The sequence below is a fragment of the Trinickia dinghuensis genome, from assembly GCF_003367175.1.
Lineage (GTDB): Bacteria > Pseudomonadota > Gammaproteobacteria > Burkholderiales > Burkholderiaceae > Trinickia > Trinickia dinghuensis.
Window position 1 is genome coordinate 22,669 of the sequence record NZ_QRGA01000029.1, and the last position, 14,289, is coordinate 36,957.

The window sequence follows — 14,289 nt, forward strand, 5'->3', positions numbered from 1 at the left end:
TTTCGCGTTGCGCTGCATGCTTCACAACGCAGTTGCCTGTACGGCCGACATCTATGCAAAGCTTATGCCAACGGCTTGGTAGCCAATACCGGCGGGCCTTTGCGAGAATATGAGGGTGATTCGAAGTGGGCGCTGCACCATCATGTGGCACTGCAGCAGTGCAGTGCACCGCGCGCGCCGCACCCGTTCGGCGCGACGGCGTCCGCTTCGGTGCGTTGTTGACCGATGGCGGGGGGCATCGGGGTCTATAATTCGGAGCCTACTTCAACTCATCCCGTGCGATGCACGCTTGCGCAAGCGGCTTGCACCAAACGGATTCCATGTTTGCCAACGTAGTTAACCGAGGAGGTTTGACCATGACCATCCGCATCGGCGACGTCGCGCCCGATTTCACCGCTGAAACCACAGAAGGCACCATTAAGTTCCATGAGTGGATCGGCGACGGCTGGGCGATTCTGTTCTCGCATCCGAAGGATTTCACGCCGGTTTGCACGACCGAGTTGGGGAGCGTGGCGCGCTTGAAGCCCGAATTCGACAAGCGCAACACGAAGGCGATCGGTCTGAGCGTCGATCCTGTCAGCGATCACAAGAAATGGGTTGGCGACATCGCGGAAACGCAAGGGCACGCGGTGAATTTTCCGGTCATCGGCGATCAAGACCTGGTCGTGTCGAAGATGTATGACATGATCCACCCGAACGCAAGCGGCGGTACGCGCACGGCGAACGACAATGCCACGATCCGCTCGGTGTTCATCGTCGGTCCCGACAAGAAAGTGAAGGCGATGCTGATCTATCCGATGAGCGCGGGCCGCAGCTTCGACGAAGTGCTTCGCTTGGTCGATGCTTTGCAGGTGAACGCCGGACACGGCTTGGCGACGCCGGCCGACTGGCACCCGGGCGACGACGTCATCATCCCGACGTCGGTGTCCGATGACGACGCCAAGAAGAAGTATCCGCAAGGGTTCAAGACGCTCAAGCCGTATCTGCGCACGGTGGCGCAGCCGAAGTAACGGCAACGGCATGCGAAAGGGTGCCGGTGTGTCGGGCCGTCTCGGCGGTTTAACGCACCGGCATTTTCAATTCAATGATCCAGCCGCTTCATCGTCTCCGATTCGATTGCGGCGTGCCATTCCTCAGACGCTTCGATCGGGTTGATTTCGTCCTCGACGGAAAACTGCGCGCGCTCGGCCGCGGTGCGGGCACTTCCGAAGTTAGGGTCGAAATCCTCTTCGGCATCATCCTCGCCCGGCGGCTCGAGCATGTCTTGCAACATCGCTTCGAGCTCAGGCGTATCCCAAGGCTTGCCGTGCTGCTTGCAAACCTTGATGTAATGCCGGATTTCCGCGTCTTGTTCCGGAGTGAGCGGAAGCCCGCGGAAAGTCCGCTCGGGATCGATGTCGGTCATGGTTGCGTCTCCGCGCGATATATGTCCCGAGTGTAGCGCCGTTGCGCATAGGCGCGCTAGACGCTGCGGTCGGATGTGGTGCGCTTCGCATTGAAGGCGACGCATTCGCCGCGCACTGCGTGGCAGGGATACGCCATCGCTAGACTCCTCTAGAACGCATCGAAGCCCATGCTCGCGGCGGGCATGTCGAGCGTTCGATGACGCATTCGACAGGGACTCCTCGATGCCTTTTCTGAGAAACGCCTGGTACGTCGCGGCGTGGAGCCGCGAATTGAACGCGCAGGAGCCCGTGCAGCGTACGTTGCTCGGCGAGTCGATCGTCTTCTTTCGCGACTCGCGCGGCGCGGGCGTGGCGCTTTCGAACCGGTGCCCGCATCGCTTCGCTCCGTTATCGGGCGGTAAGGTACGCGGCGACGCGATCGAATGTCCTTATCACGGGCTGCGTTTCGATCGAACAGGTCAATGCGTGCACAATCCGCACGGCGATGGCCGCATTCCGCCGGCCGCTCGTGCCGCATCCTATCCGCTCATGGAGCGCTACGGCGCCGTTTGGATTTGGATGGGCGAACCCGAGCGCGCGCATGCGGTGGCGTTGCCTTCGTTCGACTATCTCGACGAGCGCCATCACGAAACGAGCAGCGGCTATTTGCTGACCAAGGCGCACTATCAATTGAGCGCCGACAATCTGCTCGATCTGAGCCACTTTCAGTTCCTGCATCCGCAAACGCTCGGCAGCGAGCAGATGGCGGCGAACGGCGCCGCGACGTTCGAACAAGCCGGCGACACCGTTTGGTCGCGCCGTCTATGCCGCGGCGAACGGTTGCAGGCGTTCGTCGGCAGCGCGTACGGCATGCCCGCGGGCACAGCGGTCGATCGCCGGCTGAACGTCCGCTGGAATGCGCCGGGGCTCCTGTCGATCGAGGTGGGGGTCGCGCCTGCCGGCATGCCGCCCGAATGCGGCCGCGTGTCGTTCTCGGGCCATTTTCTGACGCCGGAAACCGAAGCGTCGACGCACTACTTCTTCGCGTTCGGTCTGCCCAAGGCGATGGGCGAGGCGGCGCGCACGCTCGTCGAATATGCCGTGCACGGGTTGATGACGCCATTCAAGCAGGAGGACTTGCCGATGCTCGAAGCACAGCAGCGCGCGCTCGGCGGCGGCGATTTCTGGGCCGCAAACCCCGTCATGCTGTCGATCGACGGCGCGGCCATCCGAGCGCGCCGGATCATGGAGCATAAGCTGGCCGACGAACTTAAACTTAGGCAGGCAGCGGCGATCCCGATTGAATGTCGGTCGCGAACTGCAACACATGCGTGACGTAGTTCGGATCGCCTACGCCGGCGGGTATCGCATTGGGATCGTTCACGTCGACACCGTTCGGCCCGGAATTGTAGGCGCGCAGCATCAGCGGAACGCTGCCGAACTTCTGGTACATGCTCTCGTCGTAGTACGCGCCCGCCAGGATGTTGGTGGCCGGATCGTCGAGATTCGGCCCCAGGTCGGGATGCTGCGCGCGCAGTGCAGTGAACGTGGCCGGGTCGACCTGCATCAGGCCCGCATCGGTCAGGCCCGTGACCTGGTTCGTCGAACCCGCGTGGATCTGTCCGCGCGACTCTTGATAGATCTGCGCGGCCAGCACGTTCGGGGGCACGCCCGACTTGTTCGCGGCATCCAGGATGTCTTCGCGGTACGGTTGGAGAGCAGGCGGCAGTGTGCCTAGGTCCTTGCTCGTGTATTTGCCGCTCGTAACCTGAGGCGATTGGGTGGCCGGCGCCGGGCTCGTGTGAACCACGGTGTCGACGTGGAATTGGTCGGGCTGCTTGTAGACGGGCGGCGCTTCTTTCGGCGGCGCGTACTCGCCGTTGCCGAACCATACGGACGTGTCCTGATAGTCGAAGGGAGTTTCGAAGGGGGATTCGCCGCCGTGGTCATGGCAGTGATCGTGGTCGCGTTCATGCTCATGTTCATGTTCGTGATCATGGCCATGTTCGCAGTCGTGCTCGCCGCCATGCAGATGAACGTGCCCCTCGCCCCAGCCGCACGGTGGGCATTCGTCGCCCCAGCCCGGCGTCGGACAGCCCCCCAGCTCGTGTTGCTCGCTCCATTGTTCGAGTCGCTCGAGCAGCTTGTCCTCCTTCTCGAGGGATTGCTCGATATAGTCGATATACGACATATCCGATCCGCTCTCCGGCTCCTGCCGCTCGAATTCGAGATCGAAATCGTTCATATACGACGGATCGAGGCCAAGGCTTCCTATGCTCATCGCTTTCTTCCCTTGAGTGACCGCTGTTCGTGGTTGCGTGGCTGTAGCGAGGACCGAGGAGGCAAGGTCCTCTTTCGGCCCGATGCCGATGCGCTCGCGCTTTCTCCGGGGCGTTTGCGCCGGAGCGCGCGTAGCGCGGGATGCGGGCCGGTGCATGGAAGCGTAGCGACAGGCTAGATTGGACGCGCAGAGGGGGGCGAAGCCGCGACATGGGATGCGAATGGAGGCGGCCGGGACTTGAGCGGTGGTTTTGCCTTCGCCCGAGTCCCCGTCGACGGCTAGGGCGCGTTAGTCGCTCATCCCGTCTTCGCTGGACCGTTTTGTGCCGAGCAGCACCGCATTGAGCCAGTTCGGATCGTTCGGGGCTACTTTTCCGTTGTTGTAGCGGACCCAGTACCCTTGCGCGGCCAGGTCGTTCATGCGCTGCCGGAACGCGTCGGGAAAGTCGCGTGCCGGCATGGGCGCCAGGTTCGACCAGGGATCGTAGACATGGAGATGCCGATCCCACGTGCGCATATCATTGGGAAGCGCGTTCGGCTCGAGCCGTTGTCCGCCGACGTGAAAGATCACCGTGGTGTGCACATCCACCGCGAGTTCGAGCATCAGCGCCGGAATACCGTGCCGACGCAATTCGTCGCGTGCCAGGATGCTTTGTTCATGGCAATTGTGGGCCATGCTTTCGCGCGCTGCCTGGGAATCGGTGAAGTTGTCGTACACCGTCCAATCGCGGCTCGCGAGCACTTCCTCATCCGCTTCTTCCACACGTGCTCGATCGGCTTCCGTATGAAGCCCCATCGTCGACGCACCGAGCATTCCGTCTCTGCTCAGGAACGCCTTCAAATCTCGGTGAACGATCTGAGCGTTTTGGATGTTCGTCGCCTGCGCGGTCAATTCGTGCAGGCGTGCGGCAGTTTGATCTTGGCTCGCGGGGGCGCGGTGACGTGCGGTGTTCGGGTAATAGAGGCGCGCGGTGTGTGCGCTGCCTGGTCCAGCGCCTGCGGCACCGTTGCGCGATGCCGCGAATGGAGCGAGGCTTTCCAAAGCGGCAGGTCTCGATGGAAACGAATGGCTCGTCAGTGCACGTTGGACATCATCGGGCGAATAGCGCCTACCCGGCCGCGCTCGATTGACTTGCGCCGTAATGTCCGAGAGCGATAGGCCTTCCTCGGCCAATGTATGGGCGAGCTGACCGGCGTCCGATGAGAGTGGCCTCATGATTTCTCCTGACTGTCGATTGAAATGGCGGGCGCGAATGGCGCCTCGTAATCAATCGTGAGCCCCATGGCCGGTCCGCGGACGCTCGATGCGAATCTCAGTCATGAAAGCCGAACCGGCGCGAAGATCCGTACGTATCGGACGTGGTGATCCCCGCGCCCGGGGGAGTCATTCTTCGCGATTCGCTTTGCGAAACGCTGTTGCGCATCCGGCGATTGCCGAGACGGGTGCTTCGCTAAATTGCCTGCCAGGCACGCGATGCGGCGACATCGATATTTGCGGCTCACCTCAACCGGACACTCAACCCTCATGGTCGCAGTCTCTTCGAAGATCGAATTTTCCGAACGGTTCTACGAACCGGTGGTTGACGAACACACCTCGCCGTACGAGCACCACGGCAGACCGGTCGTGCCGGTTCATTTCGCCGAAGGCGCCCACGGTACGTTGACGCCGGCCGGATTTCATCGGTTTCCGGACGTCAGTGCCTATATCGGTTCACGCGAGCACGGCAAAGTGACGTCGCAATATCGCGTCGGCATTCGAAAATTGGCGAAATTCCTGCGCGAAAAATCCGAACCGGCTTCGGCGGAAACGGCGATCCGCAATCTCGAGGAATTCGAGCAGCGACGCAAAGCTGGCGATTTTTCGACCACGCTCGGCGTGGTCGACGGCGACGGCAAGCTTGCGTTCGACTCTATCCTGCGCGACGTCGAGAATGACTCCATTCCGCTCGATACGAGAATCGACACGATCGCCGAACTCGCGCGCGGCCTCGTGGTATGCGGACCCGGTGCCGGATCGAACCTCGTGATGACGGCCCAGACGCTGCGGCTCAATGCGGGAGGTGTCGACAGCGCGCTGCGTGCCAAATGGGAAAGCATGTTCGATCAATGCGTGACGGCTTATTGCCGGAACGTTCATAAACTCGACCGCGGATATGAAGGCAGCGAAGTTCATTACGTCAACGAATACCGGAACGCACTGGCGGACGAATACCATGTGGCACCGCGTAAAGACGAGTTCAGAATTCCCCATATCGATGAAGAGCGGGTACGCCGGTGCAGCGCCGCGATCGCGCACAAGATGACGCCCTACGAGGTCATTCGCGAGTTGGCCGACGATTGCTTCGAGTCGATTCGCGACATGCTGCGCGGCAAGCTCTCGCCCGAAGAGTACGAAGGGCCTCTTGACGAAGGTCAGGCTTACAAGGTCCATCAACTTTATACCCAAGAACTCGAGGCGGTTCACGAAAAGAACTATGGCGGTATCGGCGCGGCCATCGTCGTCAACGAATACCACGGCCCCGGTGGTCCCGATGTCTATACGGTGATCGATAGCAAAGCGTTGCTGTTTCGGCAGATCGCGCGCAATCTGCGCGCGGCCGAAGCGATTCAGCCCTTCAAGTTCCGCGAGATGGCGCGAGACAGCGATGCGCCCGACTCCGTGCTCAAGACGGCTCATCGCGAGGCGTTCTATATCAAGACTCGCGTGCCCAACGGGCCGCCGCAGTATCGTCCCGTACGAGTCGCGGATGTGGAAACAAACGAACTGAGGCGTATTCCTCGACTGGTTTTGGAGGCGATCGAAAATACGTCGGATCCGGCACAGCTCGCACAGTTCGACGCGGAGACGGTGTTCAACGCCTTGATAGCCCATCACTCGCGTGCGCAATTGTTGGATGCCCTGGCCTCGCCTACCGTGCGTCGATATCGCGAGGCGGTGCCGTCGGGCGAGGATATGCTGCTCGAACGAGTCGTCGGCCGAGTCGTGACGACCTGCACCACGGCGCAGTTGCGGGCCGCCTTCAAGCGCGCCATCGAAAACGACGACAGCGCGCTGGCGCATGCGTTGTTGCCTTATGTGCAAGCGTACGACTGCCGTGACCGTGCGAACAACACGCCATTGCATTGGGCCGCGCAACACGGTATGAGTGAACTGGTCGGAAAGCTCGTTCATGAATTCAGGGGCAATCCGGAGGTGCTGGTTTCCGAAAACGATCAATGGCGGATTCCGCTGATGCTCGCGGTGCAGTCGGGGCATATGGATACCGTGCGGGCGCTGCTCAATGCGCCGCTGGCACGCAATCTCCCCATGACCGGCCGTAGCCAGCTCGCGGCGATCGACAATAGCGGCCGCAACGCGGTATATCTGGCGGCCAGGGCGGGGCACGCCCGGATAGTCAAATATCTGGCGGACTTCGGCGCGCCGTTCGACGTGGCCGACAACAAAGGACAGACGCCTTTGATGTCGGCAGCTCTCCTAGGGCATGCCGAGACGATCGACGTCCTGCTGACGTTGCGCTACGAACGCATCAGCCCGCGCCACCGTGAGCCGTTGAAGATCGGCGTGCGACTTGACCTTCAAAACATGGACGGAAACACCGCGTTGATCTTGGCGGCAAGCGCCACGCCGTCGCGGGTCGATGCGCTGATCCAGGCCGGCGCGGATCCAAGCATCGAGAACTACCAGCAAACGACTGCGTTGCACATGGCAGCGATGCAGGGCAAGCTCGAAGCGGTGCAGGCTCTAGTGCGATATCCGCACGATCTCGAGAGGCCGGCCATGAACGGCTACACGCCGCTTTCGCTAGCCGCGCGAGGCGGTCACGCGCACGTGATCGAGTTCCTGCTGGCCGCCGGGGCCAACCCCGAGGGCATCCCGCATCCCGAGCGTGAAGCGACGGCCCTCTGGATCGCGGTCCAAGGGGAACATGAGGAGGCAATCGTCGCGCTTGCGAAAGGCGGTGCAAACGTGAATCTGCGTTCACCCTCGAGCAGGTGGACGCCGGTGTATTGGGCGAGCAGTTGCGATAAGCCGGGCGTGCTCCGCGCGTTGCTGACGGGCGGCGCCGATCCGAAGAAGAGCGTGCGCGGGGAGACCCCGCTCATGATTGCCGCGGAGAAATCGCCCCGTTCGATCGAGCCGCTGCTGCTGGTGGGCGCGGAAATCGACGCACGCAATCCGGACGGGCGATCGGCATTGATGCGTGCGGCCGCGAACGGCGTAACGGATTCGATCGCGACGCTCGTGACCTATCGCGTCAATGTGAATCAACGCGATGCCGAGGGGTGGACGGCGTTGATGTATGCCGTCGAAGCCGGCAAGGGGGCCGCGGTCCGCGCCCTGCTCGCCGCCGGCGCGGATCCGGCGAATAGCTCGAGGGCCGGCGAGACGGCGTTTTCGCTCGCCGAGCAATTGCGGTCGGGCGCGATCATGAGGCAGCTCACGCGGGCGCTTGGATGATGAGGGCGGGCGTCGATGGGGCGGTGCATCGGTGCGTCCGGCTAAAGCGGCTCCAGCGTGATCTCCTGGGCCATCAGGCGGTTGCCGGCCATCAAACCGCAGTCCACCGGCAGCGCGACGCCGGTGATCGAACGCGCGCGCGGCGACGCAAGGAACAGCACAGCATCGGCGATGTCGTCCGGCGTGGCGAAATCTCTTAGCGGGTACCACTTGAGCAGGGCGTCGAACAGCGCCGGATTCTTGTCGATGCGGGCCTGCCATGCCGGCGTCTTCACCGTGCCCGGGCACACGATGTTCGCACGCACGCCGTACTGGCCGAGTTCGAGCGCGAGCCATTTCGTGAAATTGACGAGGCCCGCTTTCGCGGCGCTATAGGCCGGATTGGCCAAGGCGGCATCGCCATTCACGGAGCCGATCAACACCAGGGCGCCGCCGCGGCGTTCGATCATCGATTCGCGCACGGCCTCCACCGCGTGGTAGACGGCGTTCAGGTTCAGCTCGACGTCGTGCTGCCAGCTTGCCGGGTCGGTGCTCTTGAGCGTCATGCCGCGCGCGCCGCCCGCGTTCGCGACGAGAACGTCGACTGGCCCCGTCGCGGCAACGGCCGACGCGACGGCGTCGCGCACGGCGGTCGCATCGCGAAGATCGACCTGCCGCAGGACGATGCGTGGCGCGGAAACGTCCCGCGCGAGGGCTTCCAGCCCGGGACCATCGATATCCAGCGCGATCACGGTGTCGCCCTCGGCGACGAAGCGATGGCATAGCACGCCGCCGATGCCGCCGCACGCGCCGGTGATCAGTGCGACTCGTTCCATGAGAACTCCTTTCTGCAGTCAACCCGAAGACGGGATACACCGAAGAACAAAACGCGAAGGACGATGCGCGACGCGTCGTGTTTCGATGGCTTGAAACTTAGGGGCTATTGCCGGACTGTCCCGTGCTGCGACATCATCCATGCGAGTAGCGGCAGCCCGGCGCCCAGCGCCGCCACGGCGTCCCAGCCGAATTTCGCCAATAGCCAGCCGGCCAGTGCGGAACTGACGGAGCCGATCATCAGAAAGCTCGCCATGAATATCGCATTGACGCGGCTGCGCTCACGTGGGGCAAGCGCGTAGATGGCTTGCTGGCACAGCACCAGGTGAGAGGCAACCGCGAAGTCCAGCGCCACGCCCACGGCCGCCATCGCGCAGGCGATCGCGGTGCTGCCGGCATGCGTTGCAAGCGTCACCGGCACACTGAACGCGAAAGCACCGCCAGCGATGAGCATCATGGTTCGCGCGGCGCGCGGGCCTTTGTTCGCCGCGATGCGTCCGGCTATCGGCGGCGCGAGCGCGCCGGCCACGCCAGCTAGGCCAACCCAGCCGACTTCCGCCTGAGACATTCGCAACGGCGCACCGATGAGCCACAGCGGCACGGCAGTCCAGAACGTGGCGAATGCGCCGAACATGCACCCGTGACATCCGGCCCGCAGACGAAGCACGGGTTCGCGCGCGACGATGCGCAGCAGCGACTTCATCAAGACCCCGTACGACAATCTTGACCCTGTATCGGACGGTTGCCTTGCCGGCAGCGCCGCGGCGAGCACGATCAATACCACGGCGAGGACGGCGGCGGAGCAGCGAAATACCCCGCGCCAATCGGAGAAGCTCGCGATGAGGCTGGCGGCGGGACGCGCGGCCATGATGCCGAGCATGACGCCGCTGACGACGCGTCCGACCGCTCGCGTCGCCTCGTGCGGTGCCACGAGATAAGTCGAATACGGCACGAGGACCTGCACGGCGGTGGCGGCTACGCCGAGCAAGGCCGCGGCCAACAAGTAGGCGGGCAGGTTGCGCGCGGTGCTCGACAACAGCGTGCAGGCGATGACGAGCGTGGTGAGCGCGAGCACGAGGGTGCGGTTGTCGATCCGATCCGCGAGCGGCACGATCGTCAGCAAGCCCACGCCGTACGCACCGAGCGGAACGGTCGTCAGCAACCCGGCGCTGTCGATCGGTACACCGAACGATGCGCACATCGAACCGGCCAGCGGCTGCGCATAGTAGAGGTTCGCCATGATCAAGCCCCCGGAAGCGGCCATCAGCCACTGAAGGGCGCGCGACGCGTGTACGTGTGGTCGCACGTTCGAAATGGGTGAGCGCATCGAGACCTATAAAATACCAAAAGAAGTCCAATTAAATGCCAAATGAGGACGTGTGGCAAGTTCGATTTGGTCGGCGATCGCCCGGCCTGAGCGAGAGATATCAGCTGGGGATGAAGCGGAAAGCTATACGCGGATTCGAATTCAGCCGAAATTTATAGTGCTTTTTTCGACGTCGAGAGGATGACTGCGGTGTGTTTGGACACATCGTCATCATCGTTTTGTCACGCTTTACAGCGACGATCGAAATTGATATGGTATTAAAAAGGTATTATTCGCAATGAAGACCGAGTGTATCGGGCTCGCGTGTTTCGCCGCGCTTCGCACACGATAAACATCTCTGGAGTTCAAGCATGAATGCCTCTGCAAATCGGCCGCTGCGCGCGGTCGTGATCGGTCTCGGCCAGATGGGCCGCTCGCATGCGCTTGCCTATCACGACGATCCAGGCTACAAGATCGTCGGACTGCACGACCGCTTGCCGGTGCAGCTGCCGGATACATTGGCCGGTTACCCGAGATTCGACAGCGTCGATGCATTGCTTGCGCTCGAGCCGGACGTCGTGGCGATCTGTACCTATGCACCGACGCATGCGGAACTAGCGATTCGCGCAATGGAGGCCGGCGCGCACGTGTTCGTCGAAAAGCCGCTAGCGACGAACCTGGCCGATGCGCGGGAGGTGATCGAGACGGCACGGCGCCGTTCGCGCAAACTCGTGGTCGGCTATATCTTGCGGCACCACCCGTCATGGTCAGCCTTCATCGACCGTGCGAGAGAGGTAGGGCCACCCTACGTGATGCGATTCAACCTGAACCAGCAATCGAGCGGTAGCGCCTGGGCCATCCACAAACATTTGCTCGAATCGACGTCGCCCGTGGTGGATTGCGGCATTCACTATGTCGACGTGATGTGCCGCATCGCGGGTTCTCGCCCGGTTCAGGTGCGCGGCATGGGGCTGCGCCTGTCGAGCGAACTCGAGGGCGATCAGGTCAACTACGGCCATCTGCAGGTCGTGTTCGAAGACGGCTCGCTCGGCTGGTACGAAGCCGGCTGGGGGCCCATGTTGTCCGAGACAGCCTGCTTCGTGAAGGACGTCGTCGGCCCGCGCGGCGCCGTTTCGATCTTGCTTCCGCCCGATTCGAAGTCGGCCGACGTCGACACGCACACGAAGACGGGCAGCATTCGCATGCATTCGGCCACGCTCGATTCGCGCGGAAACTTCGCCGGCGACGACGAATGGTTGTCGATGACGAACGAACCGGGCCACTACGAGTTGTGCGCACGCGAGCAACGCTACCTGGCCGCCGCGATTCGCGAGAACCGCGATTTGGAGCGCGATTACGTGGATGCGCTGCGGTCGCTCGAAATCGTGTTCGCGGCCGAGCAAAGCCGGCGGGAGAAGCGGGCGGTCGACCTGTGAACTACGTCGAAGGCGGATGTCGCCTTCACGAAGCGCAGCCGATTTCACGTACGGCAGTGCCTTCGCATCCACGGTCCAAAGTTCGTCCCGCGCCGGTAGGGGAGGGTGCCGGCGTCCATGATGAAACCTCACCTAATCCTTGTGAGAAAAATCATCATGAACATGCCCGTAAAGTTTCCTACCGCGGTTTCGGTCGACTTGCACGACGTGGCGTCTCCGGATGCGGATAAGGAAAACAAGGCCTTGCGTAAGAGTTCGATACCCCCGAGCAACGGCGCATTCGGAGGGATCATCGAAACGCCGGCAAGCAGTCGGACCCGCCGGACCGGTGGGTCCGGCGGGTCCGACGGCGTGGACAGATCCGCTAAAGGAACACGGCTTCCGAGCGGATCGGTTACGGCGAAGCGCTCGAAACCGGCTGACGAGACGCCGCGTGGAGAAACGGCGTCGAGCCGCGAGATTACCTCCGCGTTGAAGGCGTCGGCGGCCAATGCCGATGCTCAGATCTTGATGATGGGCTATTCGCCGACGGGCGGCGGCCATACCGATCGACTCTTGAACGTCGTGCACAAGAGTGTCGACGAGGGGACATTGAAGCCGGGAAGTACCGTCGTCATGCATATTCCGGAACAGTGGATGGGGCGCGACCGGCCGCGATCGCTCGATACCTTGGCCACCAAGTTGAAGGCAAACGGGATCCATGTGATCGTGGCGCAAGCCGACAAATCGGTGTACGGGTACCTCGATGCGAGGACAGGAGGGTCGGACGATGCGAAGATCATCGAGCGCTTCGCCACCTACCCGAAGCGCAACGATTCGCCGGCGCCGAGACTGTTGGCCAACGACCGCCGGCAGCAGATCAACGGCGCGACGATTGGAAGCATTACCGAGGCCAGGTCTTACAGTAGCGATGGGGAATCGTTCAAGCGTATCCCTGTCATTTCGGCGAAGCAGTTGATGACCTCCGTGCACAACACGATCGGAGGGGCTGCGTTCGGTTCGAAAGTGCGCGTGCTGACCGACATGGATCCATACCTGCAGAAAGCCGCGAAGAATTTGGGCGTGCCGGACGAACATCGTGTCGATCAGCAAAATCACGCGATTCTCCTCAACGCCGAGAACCCCGAACTCGACATGGTCCCCGAGAAGTCGCTGCTCGCGAAGGTGCTCGGCGGTACGGGCGAGCACGTGTCCCACATCGAACTCGGTGCGAAGAACACGCTTTCGGAGATGGTGAATTCAGCCCAAACTTTCGGTATCACGCCGGGCATGACGAAAGAACAGGCGCGCAACAGGGTCGTGGATTATGTCTTGGAACACGGCAAGCGCGCGGAGGTGCCGGATGCCGGCAACCTGAACGCTCCGAATTTCGAGGGGATCATCGTCAACCCCGACTTGCGCAGCGCCTCGGAAGTGAAAAACGTCGTGTACGTCTATGCGCATAAGAACACGAACCGGATTGCCCAGCAGATCAACGAAGCCGTTCGAAACGACAAGCAAGGCTACGAGGAAACGCTGTTCATTTTCTGCGGCGCCAAGGCGATCCACGGTGCGAACGCCTTGCATGCGGGCTACCTCGCCGACGGCGACGGGGTAACGGTGGCCGGGGCGGGTACCACGGGAGAGTTCGCATACCTTCACAAGGCGGGGGGCTCGAAGGCGAACCTGATGGTCTTCCCGATTGCCGGGCACAACGAGCAGGCAGCCAATGTCGATTACCTCGAACGCGACGAGGCAACCCATCAACATGTCCAAGCGCATGTCGTCGACGATATGTTCTCCAACAACCTCGACGCCTATATTCGAAAAACGTCGAGCGAGGCCGGGCAAAAATATACGGCGGAGGCGGGCACGATGGAGAAGATGATGGGAGCGATCGCCGATCCGTCGAGCTATGTTCAGCAGACGCACGACCTGCTGGCCGGACGTACCGGTGCGGGTAGCGCTGAAATGGCGACCAGCAAGCGGTTGAGCCAGGAAGAGGAGACGTTGCGCCAATCGGGGCTGCTGAAGGCCAATTTGCACGTCATCAAGATGGTGTTCCAAGGGCTCGAGCATCTGGAAAACGCGATCGAGCCGCCGGCTGGAGGCTCCGATGGCCGTAGCCGAAGCACCAGCCGGGTGCGCGCCACGCCGATCTCGATCAAGCTCACCGCAAAGGATGACGAAAATTCGCATCGGTTCGACAACTTCGGCCAGTTCGTCCATGCACTGAAGGACAACGACTGGCTGACCCGGAATATGGGCAACGGCCAACAGCGTCTGCATGCCGGCAACGTGGTCTTGTTGAGCGAGGCGCGCACGTTGTTCGACAACGCCGCGTATTCCGAGCCCGACGTACTCCGCCGGAACATCGCTCGCCTCAAGGAGCACTACGGCGAAGCTTTGACGACGGGCTTCTGAACACCCGATGCCGGGCTTGGCCCGGCGCAATGCTCAACGCACGGTGTGCCGTCGCACTGTGCCCAATGAGGCGGCAGGACCCCTGCATCATGGGTTCTGCCGCTTTTTCGTTATGCACCGCGAACCGCACTCGTTCGTGCGAATACTGCTTTATGGCGGTGGACCACGCCGGTCTTCGTTGTTCGTAGGAACCCATCGGTAGCGCTT

The 14,289-nt window shown here is 62.2% G+C and carries 10 protein-coding genes; 5 read left to right on the top strand and 5 right to left on the bottom strand.

Going from position 1 to position 14,289, the window contains the following annotated elements; genetic code table 11:
* Positions 1 to 356: 356 nt before the first annotated feature.
* Complete coding sequence (locus DWV00_RS32670) at positions 357 to 1,010, top strand: peroxiredoxin (RefSeq protein ID WP_115537756.1); 654 nt, start codon at positions 357 to 359, stop codon at positions 1,008 to 1,010.
* Between the two features lie 71 nt (positions 1,011 to 1,081).
* On the opposite strand, the gene DWV00_RS32675 is transcribed toward DWV00_RS32670, so the two are convergent.
* A complete protein-coding gene (locus DWV00_RS32675; protein WP_115537757.1) occupies positions 1,082 to 1,405 on the bottom strand; it encodes a hypothetical protein in 324 nt (107 codons plus the stop codon).
* Between the two features lie 223 nt (positions 1,406 to 1,628).
* On the opposite strand from DWV00_RS32675, the gene DWV00_RS32680 reads away from it, so the two are divergent.
* Positions 1,629 to 2,720 carry an aromatic ring-hydroxylating dioxygenase subunit alpha gene (locus tag DWV00_RS32680; RefSeq protein ID WP_115537758.1) on the top strand — a complete coding sequence of 364 codons (1,092 nt, stop codon included), beginning with the start codon at positions 1,629 to 1,631 and terminating at the stop codon, positions 2,718 to 2,720.
* Here the strand turns inward: DWV00_RS32680 and DWV00_RS32685 are convergent.
* Positions 2,662 to 3,666, bottom strand: coding sequence for a lytic transglycosylase domain-containing protein (locus DWV00_RS32685; protein WP_115537759.1), 1,005 nt, complete (start codon positions 3,664 to 3,666; stop codon positions 2,662 to 2,664). The genes DWV00_RS32680 and DWV00_RS32685 overlap by 59 nt on opposite strands.
* A gap of 288 nt (positions 3,667 to 3,954) precedes the next feature.
* On the bottom strand, positions 3,955 to 4,881 hold the full coding sequence (locus DWV00_RS32690; RefSeq protein WP_147298031.1) for a hypothetical protein: 927 nt from the start codon (positions 4,879 to 4,881) through the stop codon (positions 3,955 to 3,957).
* Between the two features lie 309 nt (positions 4,882 to 5,190).
* On the opposite strand from DWV00_RS32690, the gene DWV00_RS32695 reads away from it, so the two are divergent.
* Complete coding sequence (locus DWV00_RS32695) at positions 5,191 to 8,124, top strand: ankyrin repeat domain-containing protein (RefSeq protein WP_181885657.1); 2,934 nt, start codon at positions 5,191 to 5,193, stop codon at positions 8,122 to 8,124.
* 41 nt (positions 8,125 to 8,165) lie between these two features.
* On the opposite strand, the gene DWV00_RS32700 is transcribed toward DWV00_RS32695, so the two are convergent.
* Together DWV00_RS32700 and DWV00_RS32705 are read right to left on the bottom strand one after the other, a co-directional pair.
* Positions 8,166 to 8,939 (bottom strand): SDR family oxidoreductase, encoded by a 774-nt coding sequence (locus DWV00_RS32700; protein ID WP_115537762.1) that lies wholly within the window; start codon positions 8,937 to 8,939, stop codon positions 8,166 to 8,168.
* A gap of 104 nt (positions 8,940 to 9,043) precedes the next feature.
* Positions 9,044 to 10,264 (bottom strand): MFS transporter, encoded by a 1,221-nt coding sequence (locus tag DWV00_RS32705; protein WP_115537763.1) that lies wholly within the window; start codon positions 10,262 to 10,264, stop codon positions 9,044 to 9,046.
* Positions 10,265 to 10,614: 350 nt separating this feature from the next.
* On the opposite strand from DWV00_RS32705, the gene DWV00_RS32710 reads away from it, so the two are divergent.
* Positions 10,615 to 11,679, top strand: a complete 1,065-nt coding sequence (locus tag DWV00_RS32710; RefSeq protein ID WP_115537764.1) for a Gfo/Idh/MocA family protein — start codon at positions 10,615 to 10,617, stop codon at positions 11,677 to 11,679.
* A 156-nt stretch (positions 11,680 to 11,835) separates the two neighbouring features.
* A complete protein-coding gene (locus DWV00_RS32720; RefSeq protein WP_147298032.1) occupies positions 11,836 to 14,082 on the top strand; it encodes a hypothetical protein in 2,247 nt (748 codons plus the stop codon).
* Positions 14,083 to 14,289 lie beyond the last annotated feature (207 nt).